Origin of the sequence: Aeromicrobium marinum DSM 15272 (assembly GCF_000160775.2) — a bacterium.
GTDB classification, from domain to species: domain Bacteria; phylum Actinomycetota; class Actinomycetes; order Propionibacteriales; family Nocardioidaceae; genus Aeromicrobium; species Aeromicrobium marinum.
This window is the reverse complement of record NZ_CM001024.1, coordinates 2,591,962-2,609,054: the sequence shown is the minus strand read 5'-3', so window position 1 is coordinate 2,609,054 and position 17,093 is coordinate 2,591,962. Positions and strand designations below refer to the sequence as shown.

Here is a 17,093-nt window from a genome sequence, read left to right as displayed (position 1 = left end):
GGGCCGTTCGCCGTTCCCGGGTGCTGCGGTCACCCGGTGTTCACCGTCCGGTCGGCCGGGGACGAGAGACTCCTGGCGCCTCGCCCCCGACGAAGGACCGTTCCGTGCACCCTGTTCGCCTCCGCCATCGCCGCACCGTGGGTCTGCTCGCGTGCGTCTCCCTGCTGGCCCCGGTCGGAGTCCTGACGGCCTCCCCGGCAGCGGCCGCCCCCGCCGACATCGTCATCAACGAGATCGAGTCCAACGGTGACACCACCGACTGGATCGAGCTCACCAACACCGGTGTCGAGCCGGTCGACGTGTCGGGGTGGATCCTCAAGGACGACGACGACTCCCGCACCCTGGCCGTCGCGGCCGGCACGACGATCGAGCCCGGCGGCTTCCTCGCGGTCGACGTGGACGTCGACGGGGTGCCCGGTGAGTTCGGCCTCGGCGGCACCGACACCGCGCGGGTGTTCCTGCCCGACGGCACGACCCTGATCGACGAGCACGCCTACGCGGGCCACGCCCTGACCACCTACGGTCGCTGCCCCGACGGCACGGGGGACTTCATCACCACCACGTCGTCGACCAAGGGCACGGCCAACGACTGCACGCCGCGGGTGCCCGACGTCGTGGTCAACGAGGTCGAGTCCAACGGCGACACCACCGACTGGATCGAGCTGCGCAACAACAGCGCCTTCCCGGCCGACGTCTCGGGCTGGATCCTGAAGGACGACGACGACAGCCGGACCCTGGCGATCGCCGGCGGGACCACGATCCCGGTCGGTGGCTACCTCGCCGTCGACGTCAACGTCGACACGACGCCCGGCACCTTCGGGCTGGGCGGCACCGACACCGCGCGGGTGTTCCTGCCCGACGGCACGACCCTGATCGACGAGTACGCCTACGTGGGCCACGCGGCGACCACCTACGGTCGTTGCCCGGACGGCACCGGCGACTTCGTCGTGACCACGTCGTCGACCAAGAGTGCGGCCAACGACTGCCCGGCGGGCTCGGTGCCGAGCATCGTGGTCAACGAGGTCGAGTCCAACGGCGACGCGACCGACTGGATCGAGCTGCTCAACACCGGCGCCGCCCCGGTCGACGTGTCCGGCTGGATCGTCAAGGACAACGACGACGGACGGACCCTGGCGATCGCCGGTGGCACCATCGTCCCGGCCGGCGGCTACCTCGCCGTCGACACCGACCTCGACTCCCTGCCGAACGGCTTCGGGTTGGGCAACAACGACTCCGCCCGGATCTTCCTGCCCGACGGCACCACCCTGATCGCCGAGTACTCCTGGACGGGACACGCGGCCACGAGCTACGGTCGCTGCCCCGACGGCACCGGGGAGTTCGTCACCACCACCTCGACCACCAGGGCCGCCGCCAACGACTGCGGTCCGGCCGTGCGCATCAACGAGGTGGAGTCCAACGGTGACGCGACCGACTGGATCGAGCTGGTCAACAACGGTGTCACCCCGGTCGACGTGTCCGGCTGGATCCTGAAGGACGACGACGACTCCCGGACCCTGGCGATCGCCGGCGGCACCACCATCGCGGCCGGGGGCCACCTCGCGGTCGACGTGGACGTCGACGGGGTGCCGGGCGAGTTCGGCCTCGGCGGCGCGGACTCCGCCCGCGTGTTCCTGCCCGACGGCACGACCCTGGTCGACGAGTACGCGTGGCTGACCCACGCGGCCACCACCTACGGTCGTTGCCCCGACGGCACCGGCGAGTTCGCCACCACCCAGGTCTCCACCAAGGGTGCGGTCAACCAGTGTGTGGGCGACCTGGTCACGGTCCCGTTCCCCGGCTCGCCCGACGTGACCGCCGTCGACGTGCCGGGCACCTTCCCGACCAACCTCAGCGGGCTGGCCTACGAGGCCGCGGCATCGGTCGCCGACGACTCGCTCTGGGCCGTGGTCAACGGCCCCGGCACCCTGCACCGGCTCACGAGCACGGGCGGCGTCTGGGACCCGGTCGACACCTGGACCCTGCGGTACCCCGACGGCACCGGTGACGTCGACGCGGAGGGCGTGGCGCTCACGGCGGCCGGGTCCGCCGGCGGCGTCTACGTGGCCAGCGAGCGCAACAATGACGGTGGCGGCAGTCGGCTCTCGGTGCTGCGCTACGACGTGTCGGGCGGCGGGCCCGACCTCGCGGCGACGCGCGAGTGGAACCTGACGGCCGACCTGCCGGTGGTGGCGGCGAACGCCGGGTTCGAGGGCATCGCCTGGATCCCCGACGCCGACCTGGTCGCGGGTGGCTTCGTCGACGAGTCGACCGGGGTCGCGTACGACCCGGCCGACTACCCCGGTCACGGCTCCGGGGTGTTCTTCCTCGGCGTCGAGGCCGGCGGCACCGTCTACGCCTACGTGCTCGGCGACGGCGGGGCGTTCGCACGGGTCGCGACGATCGACAGCGGCTTCGGCTCCGTCATGGAGCTGGAGTACGAGCCGGCCTCGCGAGGGCTCTGGGCGGTGTGCGACGACACCTGCGACGGTCGCAGCACGATCCTGACCCTCACCGACGGTGCCTTCGGCGCCGACGAGGTGCAGGAGCGACCCGCCGGTCTGCCGAACGTCAACCACGAGGGCTTCGCCATCGCGCCGGAGTCGCGCTGCGTCGACGGGCTGAAGCCCGCCTTCTGGTCCGACGACAACGGGACCGACGGCCGGGCGCTGCGTGAGGGCGCGGTGCGCTGCCTCGGTGACGCCGGCGTCACGCCGCCCGTGGTCGACACGGGCGACACCGGTGTCGGCGGCGGTGCCCCGGGCGGGCTCGCCACCGTGATCGGGTCGCTGCCGGTGGTCGGGTCGCAGGTGCCGCTCACGGTGCTGTTCGGGCTGCTGCTCCTCCCGGTGGGCGTCGCGATCGCCGTCGCCGCCCACCGCCGCCGGGAGGGGGCCCAGTAGTCTGCCGCGGGTGGGCGCCATCCAACTGATCAGACACGGCCAGGCCTCCTGGGGCGCCGCCGACTACGACCAGCTGTCGGACCTCGGGGTCCGGCAGGGAGCGTGGCTGGGGGCCTCCTGGGAGGCCTCCGGCTTCGCCCCCACCTGGTCGGTCGCGGGCTCGATGAAGCGGCACGCGCAGACCGCGGTGGCGGCGATCGACGCCATCGACGGTGACCTCTACGACGTCGACGCCGGCTGGGACGAGTACGACCACCTCGCCCTCACCGGTCACCTCGACCCCGCCACCCGTCCGCAGGACCCGCGGGAGTTCCAGGCCGAGCTCGACGGCGCCCTCACCGGCTGGGTCGCCGGGGCGGCGGGCGCGGGCGAGACCTTCGACCAGTTCAGCGGCCGCGTGCTGAGCGCCTTCGACGACGCGGTCGGCGAGGCCGGCTCGGGCCGCCACGTCGCGGTGTTCACCTCCGGCGGGCCGATCGCCCTGGTCACCTCGCACCTGCTGGTGGGCGACGCGTCCCTGTTCATCACCCTCAACCGGGTGGTCGTCAACGCCTCGGTGACCACGGCGATCGTGGGCCGCGGCGGCACCCGGCTGCTCGCGTTCAACGAACACACCCACCTCCCCCGCGACCAGGTCACCTTCCGCTGACCCACCCCCCGCCCACCCCCGTCCACCCCCGTTTCCCGCGAGTGGCGCAGTTCGGCGTTCTTGGACGGCGTGTCGCGACCGAACTGCGCCACTCGGGACCCGAACTGCGCCACTCGGGGGAAGGGGCCCGGCGCCAAACTCAGATACCGGTAGTATCTGAAACATGAAGATCGCCACGAACTCCCGCGCCCTCGTCACCGGGGGTGCCTCCGGCCTGGGCCTGGCCCTCGTGAACCAGCTGCTCGAGCGGCAGGTGCGGGTGCTGGCCACCGACATCCACGCCGAGCGACCGGCCGACCTGCCCGACGGGGCCGAGTACCTCACGCTCGACGTCACGTCCGACGCCGACTGGCTCACGGCGCGCGACTGGGTCACCGAGCACTGGGACGGCCTCGACCTGCTGTTCAACAACGCGGGCGTGGCGGCCGGCGGTCGCATCGAGCTGACCGAGATGGACCAGTGGCAGTGGATCGTCGACATCAACCTGCTCGGTGTCGCGCGCGGCTGCCGCACCTTCGTGCCGATGATGAAGGACGTCCGGTCCGGTCACATCGTCAACACGTCCTCGGCCGCCGGTCTGGTGCACCCGCCGCGGATGACGGAGTACACCGCCGTGAAGGCCGGGGTCGTCGGCATGAGCGAGTCGCTCTTCCACGAGCTGAAGCCCTTCGGGGTCGGGGTCTCGGTGGTCTGCCCGACCTTCTTCAAGACCAACCTCACCTCCTCGATGCGCGGCAAGGACGAGGCGGCGCAGCAGTCGGCCGCCAAGCTCATCGACTCCTCCAAGGTCACCGCCGCCGACATCGCCGCCACGGTGCTGAAGCAGGTCGAGACGGGCACCCACGTGATCCTCACCGACCGCAACGGACGCATCGCGTACTTCGCCAAGCGGTTCCTGCGGCCGGTGTACTACCAGCAGATGGCCAAGGCGGCCGTGCAGATGGGACGGAAGGACTGACATGCGTCGCAACATCCTGATCACCGGGGCGAGCTCGGGCCTGGGCGCCGAGATGGCCCGCCAGTTCGCCGCCAAGGGCCACCACCTCGCTCTCACGGCGCGTCGCGTCGACCGGCTGGAGGAGCTGCGGTCCGAGATCCTGGCTGCCCACCCCGACGTCGAGGTGGTCGTGCACCAGCTCGACGTCAACGACCACGACCAGGTCTTTGCCGTCACGAAGCAGGCCGCCGCCGACCTCGGCGGTCTCGACCGCGTCGTCGTCAACGCGGGCCTCGGCAAGGGCGTGAAGATCGGTACCGGAGGGTTCGCCGCCAACGCCGAGACCGCGCAGACCAACTTCGTGGCCGCGCTCGCCCAGTGCGAGGCCGCGATGGAGCACTTCTACGAGCGCAAGGCCGGCCACCTCGTGGTGATCTCGTCCATCTCGGCGATGCGCGGGCTGCCGTCGACGGTGACGACCTACGCCGCCACCAAAGCCGGTCTGGCGCATCTCGCCGAGGGCATCCGGCTCGACCTGATGGGCCGCAAGAACCTGGACATCAAGGTCACCACGATCTACCCGGGATACATCGTGTCGGAGATGAACGACGTGGTCGCCTCGGAGCAGAAGCTGATGGCCGACACCGCGACCGGTGTGCGGTCGATCGTCAAGGCGATCGACAAGGAGGTCGCCGAGGCGTCGGTGCCCGGGTGGCCCTGGGTCCCGCTCGGCCAGGTCCTCAAGCGCGCTCCGCTCGGGATCGTCCGCAAGCTCGTCTGACCGGGGTGGCGCGCGCAGTGGCGCAGGGCGGGGTCAACTGCGGCGGGCGCGCAGCACGGTGTCGTGGATCGTGATCTTCACCCCCTCGGGTGTCGTCGCGTGCCGCGGGCGCAGCTCGCTGACCTCGACGGTCCACGCGTCGTCGAGCCGGGCCGCCAGCTCGTCGGGGGTGTGGAACACCTCCGGCCGCGGGGGCCGGGGCATGCCGGCCGCGATGTCGCCGTAGTCGTGGCCGACGAACAGCAACGTCCCCCCGGACCGCACGGCAGCGGCCAGCCCGTCGAACAACCGGTGACGGGCGTCCGGCGGCAGGTGGGTGAAGTGCGAGGTGACGAGGTCGAACGACCCCGGCTCCGGCGGATCGGCGACCAGGTCGGTCTGCTGCCACGCGACCCGCTCGGTCAGCTGCAGGTCGGCGCCGTGCTCGGCCGCGCGACCGAGCGCGACCGTGGACAGGTCGGCGCCCACCACCGTCCACCCCTGCGCCGCGAGCCACAGCGCGTCCGCTCCCTCGCCGCAGCCCACGTCCAGCGCGTGGCCCGGGGGCATCCCCGCGATCTCGGTGACGAGGGTCGGGTTGGGGTTGCCGCTCCAGATCCGTCGCGAGGTCGCGTAGCGCTCGTCCCAGAACGCGGCGCCCTGGACGTCGGGGGTCTCGTGGGTCACTCGGTCAGGGTAGTCGCCGCGGCCGGCGTCGCCCGGGGCCCCGAGGGGGGACTACTCCCGAGGGGCGGTGGGTATGCGACCGATTCAGCGTCCAGACGGTCGCATATCCACCTGGCACAGGCCGGGGGAGTCGAACGGTCGCGAATCCACCGCCCTCGACGGGGGAGGTCAGGCGAGCAGGGTGCCTGCGAGGGCGCCGACCTGGTCGGACTCGACCAGGAAACCGTCGTGGCCGTGCAGGGAGGTCACGACGTCCAGACCCGGGCACCCCGGGATGTGGTCGGCCAGCAGCTGCTGCTGGCCGAGCGGGTACAGCCGGTCGGAGTCGATACCGGCCACGACGGTGCGGGCGGTGATGAGACCGAGCGCAGCCTCGATGCCGCCGCGTCCGCGACCCACGTCGTGGCTGTTCATCGCCTCGCTCAGCACGATGTAGGAGTTGGCGTCGAAGCGGCGTCCCAGCTTGGTGCCGTGGTGCTGCAGGTAGGACTCGACGGTGAACCGCCCGTCGCCGGCCGACTCGCGGCCGAACCGCTGCTGCAGCTCGGCCTCGCTGCGGTACGAGATGTGCGCGATCCGGCGAGCCAGGTCGAGCCCGGCCGTCGGGCCGCGCTCGGCGGCGTAGTAGTCACCCCCGGCAAAGTGCGGGTCGGCGCGGATGACGTCGGCCTGGGTGGCCGAGAGGCCGACCTGCTCGGCCGACGCCCACGGCGAGGTCGCCAGCAGGAACAGCCGCTCGACCCGTTCGGGTTGCATGATCGCCCACTCCAGGCCGCGCATACCGCCCGCCGAGCCGCCGATGACCCCGCGCCAGCGGTCGACCCCGAGGTGGTCCGACAGTGCCACCTCGGCCGCCACCTGGTCGCGCACGGTGACCGCCGGGAACCGGCTGCCGTAGGGCGAGCCGTCGGGAGAGGTCGACGCCGGTCCGGTGGTGCCCTGACAGCCGCCGAGGATGTTGGCGGCCACGATGAAGAACCGGTCGGTGTCGATCGGCCGGCCGGGACCGACGACGGGGTCCCACCAGCCGGGTGACCGGTGGCCGGGGCCGACCTCGCCGAGCACGTGGGAGTCGCCGGTGAGCGCGTGCAGGACCAGCACCGCGTTGTCACCGGTGAACGTGCCCCACGACTCGTACGCCATGCGGACGTCGGGCAGCACGGCGCCGGACTCCAGGGTCAGCGACCCGATGTCGACGAAGGTGCGCCCACCAACGGGATCTCCCTCCCGCCACGCACCGGTGACGGGAGGGAGATCCTCAGGGGTCAGTCGCGTCACGACTTCGCGGCGCGGAACCCTGCGTCCAGGTCGGCGAGGATGTCGTCGATCCCCTCCAGGCCCACGGCGAGGCGGACGAGGCCGGGGGTGACGCCCGTGGCGGCGTGCTCCTCGGGGGTGCCCTGCGAGTGCGTCGTGCTGGCCGGGTGGATCGCGAGGCTGCGGACGTCGCCGATGTTGGCCACGTGGCTGAACAGCTCGAGCGAGTCGATGAACGCCTTCCCGGCCTCGAGTCCACCGGGCAGCTCGAAGGTCAGCACCGCGCCGGAGCCCTTGGGCACGTACTTGTCGGCGAGCTCCTTGTAGGGGTTGCCGGGCAGGCTGGCCCACGTCACCTTCGAGACGTCCTCGCGGGCCTGCAGCCACTCGGCGACCTTGCGGGTGTTCTCGATGTGCCGCTCCATCCGCAGGCTCAGCGTCTCCAGACCCTGCGCCAGCAGGAAGGCGTTGAACGGGGCCAGCGCCGCACCGACGTTGCGCAGGTACTGCACCCGCAGCTTCGCGATGTAGGCCGCCGGGCCCAGGGCGTCGGCGAACACGAGGCCGTGGTAGCTGGCGTCGGGCGTCGTGAACCCGGGGAACTTGTCACCGTGCGCGGCGTAGTCGAACGTGCCTCCGTCGATGACGACACCGGCGATCGTGGTGCCGTGGCCGCCGATGTACTTGGTGGCCGAGTGGACCACGGTGTCGACGCCGTGCTTCAACGGGTTGAGCAGGAAGGGCGTGGCCACCGTGTTGTCGACGATGAACGGCACGCCGACCTCCTTGGCGACCGCGCTGATCGCCTCGAGGTCGAGGATGTCGCCCTTGGGGTTGCCGATGGTCTCGCCGAAGAACGCCTTGGTGTTCTCCTGGGCGGCGGCTCGCCACGCATCGGCGTTGTTGGCGTCCTCCACGAACGTCACCGTGATGCCGAGCTTGGGGAAGGTGTGGCGCAGCAGGCTGTCGGTGCCGCCGTACAGGCTGGCGGAGGCGACGATGTGGTCGCCGGCCTCGGCGACGTTGGTCAGCGCGCCGGTGGTGGCGGCCTGGCCGGACGAGAACAGCAGCGCCCCGACGCCGCCCTCCAGCGCCGCGAGGCGCTCCTCGACGACGCCCTGGGTCGGGTTCATGATGCGGGTGTAGATGTTGCCCGGCTCGGCCAGCGCGAACAGGTCGGCGGCGTGCTGGGTGTCGCGGAACTGGTACGAGGTGGTCTGGTAGATCGGCAGCGCACGGGCTCCGGTCGTGGGATCCGGGGTCTGGCCCGCGTGGATCTGCTTGGTCTCGAACGACCAGGTGTCACTCATGGATGCTCCTGAAGTCTCGGGTGGTCTGCCCCTTCAGCGTCGCACGCGGTCGCAACGGTGGACAGGTGTCTCGTCATTCGGACGGCAGCGCCGCGTCCCCACCCCGACCCAGATGTGCTCCCGAATCAACCGATCCTGGCGGAATTCAGGTTGATGTGGGAGCACATCTGGGTCGGGGTGAGGGCGTCAGGTCATGTCGTGGGGCTGGGAGGTCGACTCCAGGACGCTGAGCCACAGGTCGCCGTCGGCCGAGACGCCGTGAGCGCGGTGGGTCACGTACTCGATCGGCACGTGCACGAACCGGTGCCGGCGGCGGCCCACCACCATGTCGGTGCGGCCGGCCATGGCCGCGTGCACCGCGGTCTGCGCCAACCGCGCGCAGTAGACCGCGTCGGCAGGGTCGGCCGGTACCGAGCGGATGAAGTAGCCGGGGCTGAAGTACCGCAGCATCACCTCCTCGCCGCGGGCGGTCCACTCCTCGCGGATCACCTCGCGCAGGAACCGGCCGATGTCACCCAGTGCCCGGTTGCCCGACGCGTCGGTCTCGTCGGTCACCGGCAGGTGCTCCTGGCCGGCACCTTCGGCGACCACCAGCACCGCGTTGCCGTCGCGCTCGACCCGGCGCCGGATGTGCGCCAGCAGGCCGTTGTCGCCGTGCAGGGCGAAGGGCACCTCGGGGATCAGCACGAAGTCGGCGTTGTGGTTGGCCAGCGCCGAGTAGCAGGCGATGAAGCCCGCGTGGCGGCCCATCACCTTGACGATCCCGATGCCGTTGATGGCAGCCTCGGCCTCGATCTTGGCGGCCTTGATCGACTGCGAGGCCCGCGCGTACGCGGTCTGGAACCCGAAGCTCTGGCCGATGTGCGGGATGTCGTTGTCGATCGTCTTCGGCACGCCCACCACCGCGATGCCGTTGCCGCGCCGCAGGCATTCCTCGGCGATCCGGTGGGCGCCGCGCATCGAGCCGTCCCCGCCGATGACGAACAGGATCGACAGGCCACGCATCTGCAGGGTGTCGACGATCGTGCCGACGTCCTGCGCGCCCCGTGACGAGCCGAGCATCGTGCCGCCCCGTTCGTGGATGTTGGCCACCACCTCCGACGTGAGCGGGATCGGCTGCAGCCCGGACTCGGGCACCAGCCCCGCGTAGCCGTTGCGGAACCCGAGCACGTCGTCGACGCCGTAGTGCTCGTGCAGCTCCAGCACCAGGGCACGGATGACGTCGTTGAGGCCGGGACACAGTCCGCCGCAGGTGACGATGCCGACGCGGGTCGTCGCGGGGTCGAAGTGGATCAGCTCGCGCGGGCCGCCGGTCTCGAAGGTCGGCAGCTCGTCCAGCGGCAGGCCGCGAGATCGCACCAGCTCGACGGTGTCGTCGAACAGGATCCGGTCGTCGGCGCCCACGTAGTACTCGTTGGTCGTCCGACCACCCACGTAGGACGCGAGGGGAGAGGTGATCGTGCTGGGGCCGACGGTCTTGACCTGCAGGTCCGCGAGGGTCACCATCACCTGAGTCTAGGCGCGCCGGCGGGTCGGTCGGTCGAAGTGTGACGAGCTCCGCGGGGTTCGCCTCGCTGCGCTCACGCCCTCGCAGGCTCGGGCTGGCGAACGGGGTCGCCAGCCCGAGGCGAGGTGACGTCATGGTGGTTGAGGTGCGAGCGTGCGAGCCTCGAAACCACCGCGAACGCCGACCACGAGCTCAGGCGGCGATGACGTAGTCCTCGAGCGGGAAACGGCCGGCCTCGCGGAAGGCGTTGAGGGTCGACGTCGGCCGGAGCAGCGTCGCCTCGCCGTGCTGGTTGAAGTAGTAGCTGCGCGCGGTCCCGCAGCTGCCGTGCTCGAACACCGAGCTGTGGAGCCGCTCCTTCATCGCGTGCAGGAAGCGCCGGTTCGCCTCCTCGGAGACCTCGAACGTCGTGGCACCCCGTCGGTCGACCTCCTGCAGCAGCCGGGTGAGGTGCTTCATCTGCGACTCGACGGTGGTGAAGTACGAGAGCCCCGAGTACGAGTACGGCGAGCTCAGCGAGAACAGGTTGGGGAACCCGGGGATGCTGACACCCTCGTACGCCTGGAACCGCTGCTCGCGCCAGAACGTCCCCAGGTCCAGCCCGTCGCGCCCGGTGATGGGCAGCGCCGGGAAGTTGGTCTCCCACAGGCTGAACCCCGTGGCCAGCACGAGCGTGTCGATCTCGTGGCGGACCCCGTCGGCGGTGATGACCGCGCCGGCATCGATGCGCTCGATGGGGTTGGTCTCCAGGTGCACGTTGGACCGGTTGAAGGTGCGGAAGTAGTCGTTGGAGAACGTGGGTCGCTTGCAGCCGAACGAGTAGTCGGGGGTCAGCTGGCGTCGCAGCACGGGATCGGCGATCTGCCGGTGCAGGTGCCAGGTCGCCCACTTCTCGGCGATCCGGTTGAGGCGGCCCAGCTGCCGGTACTTCAGCACACCGGTGACCATGATCGCCTCCAGCACGGTGGAGCCGACGGCGCGCACGACCCGCTGGGTCAGCGGCACCCGTGCGTACAGCCCCTGCACCACCCGGGGGATCGCCGCGTCCGACTTCGGGGTCACCCAGATCGCCGTGCGCTGGAAGACCGTGAGGTCGGCCACGGCCGGTGCGATCTCGGGGATCAGCTGCACGGCGGTCGCGCCGGTGCCGATGACCGCCACGCGCTCGCCCGTCAGGTCGTGGTCGTCCTTCCACGCCGAGGTGTGGATGACGGTGCCGGCGAAGTCCTCGACGCCCGGGATGTCAGGCATCTTCGGCTGCGACAGGTAGCCGGTGGCGGTGAGCAGCAGGCGCCCGCGGACCTGTTCGCCGCCGGCGAGGGTCGCGGTCCACGTGCGGGTGGCCTCGTCCCAGGCCGCACCCGTGACGACGGCTCCGAAGCGCATGTGCCGGCGCAGGTCGAACTTCTCCGCGACGTGCAGGGCGTAGCGCTTCAGCTCGGGTCCCGGTGCGTACATGCGCGACCAGTACGGATTGGGGGCGAACGAGTACGAGTAGGTCGACGACGGGATGTCCACGGCGAGGCCGGGGTAGTGGTTGACGTGCCACGTGCCGCCCAGGTCGTCCTCCCTGTCGAGGATCGCCAGGTCGTCGCGACCGAGCCGCTGGAGCGCGATGGCCGCGCCCATGCCACCGAACCCGGCCCCCACGATGACGGCGTCGTGCACGTGGTCGGCGGGGGTGTGCTTCGGGCGTCTCGCGGAGGGTGCCATGCGCCACACAAAACCAGATACCGACGGTATCTGGCAAGGGGCGACGCCCCTCGACAGCGTCACACCGCATCATGGGGGGATGAGCCTGGAGATCACCGTCCGCGGGTCGGCGCGCGCCTCGCACCAGCCCGATCGGGCCGCCCTGCACCTCGCCGCGGTCACCGACGGTCCCGACCGGGCCGACGTGCTGGCCCGGGCCGCCGCCGTCCAGGCCGAGATCGGCGGCCACCTGCGCGAGCTGGCCGGCCTGCGGGCCGTCACCACCTGGTCGAGCGACCAGGTGCGGGCCTTCGGGCACCGTCCGTGGGGCGACGCAGGGGAGCGGCTTCCGCCCGTGCAGACCGCCCACGTCGACGTCGAGGCCGAGTTCGTCGACTTCGAGCGGATGGCCGGATTCATCGACCACTGGGCCTCCCAGGACGGCGTCGAGATCGGGTCGATCACCTGGGACGTCGCCGCCGCCGACCGCCGGTCGTACGAGGCCGAGGTGCGCCGGGCCGCGGTCGAGGACGCCGTCGTCAAGGCGCAGGCCTACGCCGACGCGGTGCGCCGTGGCCGCGTCGTCGCGGTGCACCTGGCCGATCCCGACATGCTCGGCGGGGCCTCGGGGCCGGTCAGCCCGTTGATGGCACGGATGGCCGAGTCGGTCGACCAGGGGTTGACGATCCGGCCCCGGCCCGTGGTGATCGAGGTGGCCGTCGATGCCGTCTTCCGGGCGGAGTGACCGGCTGTAGCCCGCCTGACCTGCGCAAACGTGATGTTCGTCCCTTGAGGCGGCGGGTCGCCGCGGCTACCGTGGGCGCATGATCGCCTCCTTCCTGCGCCGACAGCTCCGGGTGTTCCGTCGCGCGCGGGAGCCCCGCACGACCGGTCTGCGCATCGTCCGTCCCGGTCGGCGCGGCCCGGTGCAGGTGGTGTTCGAGGACGCGGTCGTCCACCACCGGGCGAGCCTGCAGGCCCGCGTGCTCCAGCGCTCGCTCCGGATGGTCCTCAAGCCGGCGCTGGCGGTGGTGCCGTTCAACGACCGCACGGTGCGAGCCATGCGTCGCTTCGACGCACTCTCGGCCCGCGGCCCGCGGTCGCGCTACGTGGAGCCGTACCGGTTCGAGCTCGGCGGGGTGACGGTCGAGTCGATGACCCATCGCTACGGCCCGTCGAGCGACATGACGATCCTGTACTTCCACGGCGGCGGGTTCTTCTCCTGCGGCATCGAGACGCACCGGCGCATCTGCGAGCGGCTCGCGCTCTACAGCGGGGCGACGGTCATCTCGGTCGACTACGTGCAGATCCCCGAGGGCACGGTCGCCGACTCCGTGCAGGACGCCATCACGGCCTATGAGGCCCTGCTCGACCAGGTGGTGCACCCTGACAAGGTCGTCGTCGCCGGGGACTCCGCCGGCGGCTACCTGTCGATGAAGGTCGCCGAGCTGGCGACGCGGCGAGGCCTGCACCCGCCCGCCGGCGTGCTGGCGTTCTCGCCGCTGCTGAGCCTGGACCCGGACCGGCAGGACAAGGACGTGCAGCGCGTCTCCCGCGTCAGTGACGCCTACCTTCCGTTGCGCCGGCTGCGGGTCGTCCGCAAGCGGTGGCTGCCCGAGGGCGCCGAGATCGAGGGCGCGGTCTCGCCGTTGGAGGCCACCGAGCACATCGATTCCCCGTCCTTCCTGCTGGCGGTGGAGGACGAGATCCTGCGGCCCGAGGTCGAGGCGATGGCGCTGCTGCTCGCCGCCCGCGGGGTCGAGGTCGAGACCCACCTGTGGCGCGGCCAGGTGCACGCCTTCCCGGTGCTCGCCGACGCCCTGCCCGAGGCGCGGATCGCGCTGCAGCTGGCCGCCCGGTTCGCCCGGATCGCCGTGGGCGAGGCTCCCCGCGCCGAGATCGAGGACGACGGTTCGGTCACCGAGCCGCTCGTGGGCGAGCTGGTGAGCGACGACACGGGCGAGTTCGACGCCGCCGAGCCCGAGCCCGAGCCCGAGCTCGCCACGACCGGTCGCCGCACCCTGCGGTCCCTCTTCACCGCCTGAGCGCCGCCATTCCGGTTCACTCGTCGGTGAAGGACACCTTGACGCTGAACCCGATCCGGTCGTCCTCGCGGGAGCCCGAGACGCCCACCGCCCGCACGATCGACAGGTCGTCGAAGAACGAGTCGACGTCCTCGGGCGGGTCCGCCTCGCGCAGCTCGGCGATGATCGCGGCCACGTCGACGAAGAAGCCGCCGAACGGCCCGCCGCCGGCCATCACCGATTCGAACGCGTCGGACGAGCCGAGGTCGCCGTCGGAGGTGAGCGCCTCGGCCACCTCCGCGTTGGTCGCGATGACGGCGCCGTCGTCGGTGGGCTCGGCGACCAGCTCGATGCCGGAGGCCGCGGTGACCGCCGCGACCAGCCGCTCGGCCAGGTCGGCCGCACCGGCGCCCCCGCTCAGCACCAGACCGGCCGACAGGCGCTCGGTGGCCTCCGGTCCCTCGAGCGTCGGCAGCTCGCGCAGGCCGGTCGAACCGACGTAGAGGGTGAGCGCGTCCCCGAACAGCGACTCGAGGTCCTCCGGGAACCGCAGGTCGTAGGTGGTCCCGAACTCCTCGATCGCGCCCTCGGGGTCGAAGCCGAGGCCGTCGTCGAACAGCCCACCGCCGAGCGGGTCGGTCGCGCCGTCGCCGTAGATCGCGTCGAAGTCGTCGCCCAGGATCTCCCTCAGCTCGTCGATCTCGTCCTGGGTCAGGCCCTCCAGCGGGTCGAACTCCTCGAACTCCTCGAAGGCACCGTCGTCGAACCCGCCGCCGAAGGGGAAGCCGGACAGCCCCTCGAGGAACCCCTCGTAGAGCTCCACGGCGTACTCGCCGGCGCCGACGACCGAGATCGCTGCCACCGTGTCGTCGGGCAGGTCGCCCAGGCCGCGGACGTCAGGGGTCTCCGGCTCGTCGGCGACCCGGGTGAACCCGCCGATCTCGAGGGAGTCGCTGCCGGCCCGCAGGGCGAGGAAGACCGAGGTGGCCCCGCCCGTGTCGGCCAGCTCCTCGTCGAACCCGAGGCCGAACCCGAACTCCGAGACCAGCGACCCAGCCTCCTCCAGGTCGGCCCACACCGACACGAGGCCGTCGTCGCCGAGGTCGTCCAGATCAGCGGCGAACGCCTCGGTGTCGGCCAGCGACCCCTCGCCGGCCGCCTCGACCGCGGCATCGGCCTCGTCCTGCGTGGGGGTCACGATCGCGTAGCCGTCGAGGAACGCGATGCCGAACTCCTCGCCGGCGCACTCGAAGAGGGTCGCGATGCCGTCGCGGGCGGCGTCCTCGTCGGTGACCTGCACGGCGATGCGAATCTGCTCGTCCTCGAGGTCGGGACCGAGACCGACGCCCAGCCGCTCACCGAGCCACGGCTCGACGTCGTCGTCGTAGTCGACGTCGCAGGACGACTCCAGCACGCCCTCGACCAGCACGCGCCGCAGGTCGTCGTCCTCGTCGTCGATGCCGATCTCCTCGGCGATCTCGGGCACCCGGTCGACCAGGCGCAGGAGGGCAACCTTCTGGCTCGCCGACGGGTCCAGGTCGATGCGGGCGTAGGCGATCGTGTCGGCCGGGAGCACGTCGTGCGGCTGGGTCCCGCCGCCGGACAGCTGGGTCCAGGCGTAGGCGCCGACACCGGCCAGGGCCAGCACCGCGACGCCGGCAATGCCGAGGGCGACCTTGAGGCCGCCGCCCGACTTCTGCGGTTCGGGCTCGGCCGGAGGTGCGATCACGGTGTCGGACATGGGCCCCCCAAGGGCGTGGAGTGGTCGTCAAGGCGTCGCGACCGTCGCCAAATCGTGCCCGTCCGTGCCGGTGCGGGTCAACCGAGGACGCCTGCCCCCACGGCGTCCGGCGCCACCGGACCACAAACCGGCACGGTTGACGGTTTTTGTGCTCATGGCGCATGCTGGCCGCGTGACCGCCTCGTCGACCGTCCGGACGCCCCAGGGCGAACGCAGCCGGGCCATGCGCCACCGGCTGATGGAGGCCACCGTCGAGAGCCTGGTCGAGCTCGGCTGGTCGGGCACCACCACCACCGTGGTGAGCCAGCGCGCCGGGGTGAGCCGGGGGGCACAGCTGCACCACTTCCCGAGCAAGCTCGACCTCGTCGTCGCGGCGGTCGAGTTCCTCAGCGAGCGGCGCCGCGACGACCTGACCGCCGACCTCGCCGAACAGCCGGAGCAGGGACGCACCCGTGCGGTGCTCGACGTGCTGGCCGACCACTTCACCTCGCCGGTGTTCTTCGCGGCGCTCGAGCTGTGGGTGGCCGCGAGGACCGACGACGAGCTGCGCGCCGCGGTGGGTCCGCTGGAGCGCCGCATCGGCCGCGAGACCCACGCCCACGCCCTGCAGCTGCTCGGCGTCGACGAGTCCCGTGGGCGCAACCGCCAGCTGGTGCAGGCCACGCTCGACATGCTCCGCGGCCTCGGGCTGGCGGCGTCGCTGTCGGACGACCGTGCCCGGCGCGACTCGATCCTCGACGCCTGGGCCCTGAGCCTCGACCACGACCTGGAGAAGTGACATGAATCAGCGAGCGACCATCCTCGAGACCGTCCTGACCGACCTCGACGCGGAGAGCGAGCAGCTCGACGCCTGGGTGTCCGGTCTCGACGAGGCCGGGTGGGCGACGGTCACCACGGCGGAGGGGTGGACCGTGCTGCACCAGGTGGCCCACCTGCTGTGGACCGACCGTGCCTCGCTGGCCGCGATCGCCCAGGGCGAGGAGTGGGACCAGCTGCTCGTCGTCGCGCAGGCGGACCCGGGAGGCTTCGTCGACTCCGAGACCGAGCGGCTCGCCGAGCTGCCGCCGGACTCGATGCTGCACCACTGGCGCCAGTCGCGGGCCAAGCTGGCCGACGCCCTCCGAGGGGTGCCCGACGGGGTCAAGGTGCCGTGGTTCGGCCCTCCGATGGCGCCGGTCTCGATGGCGACGGCACGGATCATGGAGACCTGGGCCCACGGTCACGACGTCGCCGAGGCGATCGGCACCGAGGTGCCGCGCACCGACCGCGTGCGCCACATCTGCCATCTCGGGGTCCGCACCCGCGGCTTCGCCTACCTGATGCGCGGTGCCGAGGCGCCGGACGCCCCGGTGCGGGTGGAGCTGACCGGGCCGAGCGGCGAGGTCTGGTCGTGGGGCCCGGAGGACGCCGCCGACCGGGTCACGGGCGACGGGTGGGACTTCGGACTGCTGGCCACGCGTCGGCGGCACCGCGACGACGTCGACGTCCATGCGGTCGGGCCGGCGGCCGACGACTGGCTCGACGTCGTGCAGGCCTTCGCCGGTCTGCCCGGCAGCGACCCGCAGCGTCTCGCCGACCGCTGAGACTCCGTCCGGGAAGTTACAAGCAGGGTTGACTGTTTGTTGATTG

General features: G+C 71.6%; 14 protein-coding genes. 8 read left to right on the top strand and 6 right to left on the bottom strand.

The genetic code is table 11. The features are described from left to right. Positions 1-104 precede the first annotated feature (104 nt). The 4 genes from HMPREF0063_RS16350 to HMPREF0063_RS13215 all read left to right on the top strand — a co-directional run bounded on the left by HMPREF0063_RS16350 (position 105) and on the right by HMPREF0063_RS13215 (position 5,267). Positions 105-2,900 carry a lamin tail domain-containing protein gene (locus tag HMPREF0063_RS16350; RefSeq protein ID WP_169309991.1) on the top strand — a complete coding sequence of 932 codons (2,796 nt, stop codon included), beginning with the start codon at positions 105-107 and terminating at the stop codon, positions 2,898-2,900. A gap of 10 nt (positions 2,901-2,910) precedes the next feature. Continuing rightward, a complete protein-coding gene (locus HMPREF0063_RS13225; protein WP_007079195.1) occupies positions 2,911-3,549 on the top strand; it encodes a histidine phosphatase family protein in 639 nt (212 codons plus the stop codon). 163 nt (positions 3,550-3,712) lie between these two features. Further along, positions 3,713-4,507 (top strand): SDR family NAD(P)-dependent oxidoreductase, encoded by a 795-nt coding sequence (locus HMPREF0063_RS13220; protein WP_007079194.1) that lies wholly within the window; start codon positions 3,713-3,715, stop codon positions 4,505-4,507. A gap of 1 nt (position 4,508) precedes the next feature. Next, positions 4,509-5,267 carry an SDR family oxidoreductase gene (locus HMPREF0063_RS13215; RefSeq protein ID WP_007079193.1) on the top strand — a complete coding sequence of 253 codons (759 nt, stop codon included), beginning with the start codon at positions 4,509-4,511 and terminating at the stop codon, positions 5,265-5,267. Positions 5,268-5,300: 33 nt separating this feature from the next. On the opposite strand, the gene HMPREF0063_RS13210 is transcribed toward HMPREF0063_RS13215, so the two are convergent. The 5 genes from HMPREF0063_RS13210 to HMPREF0063_RS13190 form a co-directional block, all read right to left on the bottom strand. Next, entirely contained in the window at positions 5,301-5,933 is a 633-nt protein-coding gene (locus HMPREF0063_RS13210; RefSeq protein ID WP_007079192.1) for a class I SAM-dependent methyltransferase, read from the bottom strand. Positions 5,934-6,101: 168 nt separating this feature from the next. Further along, positions 6,102-7,211 (bottom strand): homoserine O-acetyltransferase MetX, encoded by a 1,110-nt coding sequence (metX, locus tag HMPREF0063_RS13205; RefSeq protein ID WP_007079191.1) that lies wholly within the window; start codon positions 7,209-7,211, stop codon positions 6,102-6,104. Next, positions 7,208-8,500 (bottom strand): bifunctional o-acetylhomoserine/o-acetylserine sulfhydrylase, encoded by a 1,293-nt coding sequence (locus HMPREF0063_RS13200; protein ID WP_007079190.1) that lies wholly within the window; start codon positions 8,498-8,500, stop codon positions 7,208-7,210. The genes metX and HMPREF0063_RS13200 overlap by 4 nt, the downstream gene beginning before the upstream one ends. Positions 8,501-8,686: 186 nt before the next feature. Next, the gene (locus tag HMPREF0063_RS13195) at positions 8,687-10,006 is read right to left on the bottom strand and encodes an ATP-dependent 6-phosphofructokinase (protein ID WP_007079189.1); all 1,320 of its coding nucleotides are present in this window, start codon (positions 10,004-10,006) and stop codon (positions 8,687-8,689) included. A 193-nt stretch (positions 10,007-10,199) separates the two neighbouring features. Next, the gene (locus tag HMPREF0063_RS13190) at positions 10,200-11,720 is read right to left on the bottom strand and encodes a flavin-containing monooxygenase (RefSeq protein ID WP_007079188.1); all 1,521 of its coding nucleotides are present in this window, start codon (positions 11,718-11,720) and stop codon (positions 10,200-10,202) included. 79 nt (positions 11,721-11,799) lie between these two features. On the opposite strand from HMPREF0063_RS13190, the gene HMPREF0063_RS13185 reads away from it, so the two are divergent. Together HMPREF0063_RS13185 and HMPREF0063_RS13180 are read left to right on the top strand one after the other, a co-directional pair. Further along, positions 11,800-12,444, top strand: a complete 645-nt coding sequence (locus HMPREF0063_RS13185) for an SIMPL domain-containing protein (RefSeq protein ID WP_040320296.1) — start codon at positions 11,800-11,802, stop codon at positions 12,442-12,444. Positions 12,445-12,523: 79 nt separating this feature from the next. After that, the gene (locus HMPREF0063_RS13180; protein ID WP_007079187.1) at positions 12,524-13,744 is read left to right on the top strand and encodes an alpha/beta hydrolase; all 1,221 of its coding nucleotides are present in this window, start codon (positions 12,524-12,526) and stop codon (positions 13,742-13,744) included. Positions 13,745-13,760: 16 nt separating this feature from the next. On the opposite strand, the gene HMPREF0063_RS13175 is transcribed toward HMPREF0063_RS13180, so the two are convergent. Beyond that, a complete protein-coding gene (locus HMPREF0063_RS13175) occupies positions 13,761-15,464 on the bottom strand; it encodes a hypothetical protein (RefSeq protein ID WP_040320295.1) in 1,704 nt (567 codons plus the stop codon). A gap of 172 nt (positions 15,465-15,636) precedes the next feature. Between HMPREF0063_RS13175 and HMPREF0063_RS13170 the strand changes: the two genes are divergently transcribed. Both HMPREF0063_RS13170 and HMPREF0063_RS13165 read left to right on the top strand, forming a co-directional pair. Further along, positions 15,637-16,242 (top strand): TetR/AcrR family transcriptional regulator, encoded by a 606-nt coding sequence (locus tag HMPREF0063_RS13170; protein WP_245527716.1) that lies wholly within the window; start codon positions 15,637-15,639, stop codon positions 16,240-16,242. A 1-nt stretch (position 16,243) separates the two neighbouring features. Next, positions 16,244-17,047: a TIGR03084 family metal-binding protein gene (locus HMPREF0063_RS13165; protein WP_007079185.1), complete on the top strand. Its 804-nt coding sequence runs from the start codon at positions 16,244-16,246 to the stop codon at positions 17,045-17,047. Positions 17,048-17,093 lie beyond the last annotated feature (46 nt).

Coding starts and splice junctions, on each gene's coding strand:
- HMPREF0063_RS13195 (WP_007079189.1), bottom strand. CDS start 10,006: ATGGTGACCCTCGCGGACCTGCAGGTCAAGACCGTCGGCCCCAGCACG.
- HMPREF0063_RS13175 (WP_040320295.1), bottom strand. CDS start 15,464: ATGTCCGACACCGTGATCGCACCTCCGGCCGAGCCCGAACCGCAGAAG.
- HMPREF0063_RS13190 (WP_007079188.1), bottom strand. CDS start 11,720: ATGGCACCCTCCGCGAGACGCCCGAAGCACACCCCCGCCGACCACGTG.
- HMPREF0063_RS13185 (WP_040320296.1), top strand. CDS start 11,800: ATGAGCCTGGAGATCACCGTCCGCGGGTCGGCGCGCGCCTCGCACCAG.
- HMPREF0063_RS13165 (WP_007079185.1), top strand. CDS start 16,244: ATGAATCAGCGAGCGACCATCCTCGAGACCGTCCTGACCGACCTCGAC.
- HMPREF0063_RS13220 (WP_007079194.1), top strand. CDS start 3,713: ATGAAGATCGCCACGAACTCCCGCGCCCTCGTCACCGGGGGTGCCTCC.
- HMPREF0063_RS13180 (WP_007079187.1), top strand. CDS start 12,524: ATGATCGCCTCCTTCCTGCGCCGACAGCTCCGGGTGTTCCGTCGCGCG.
- HMPREF0063_RS13215 (WP_007079193.1), top strand. CDS start 4,509: ATGCGTCGCAACATCCTGATCACCGGGGCGAGCTCGGGCCTGGGCGCC.
- HMPREF0063_RS13200 (WP_007079190.1), bottom strand. CDS start 8,500: ATGAGTGACACCTGGTCGTTCGAGACCAAGCAGATCCACGCGGGCCAG.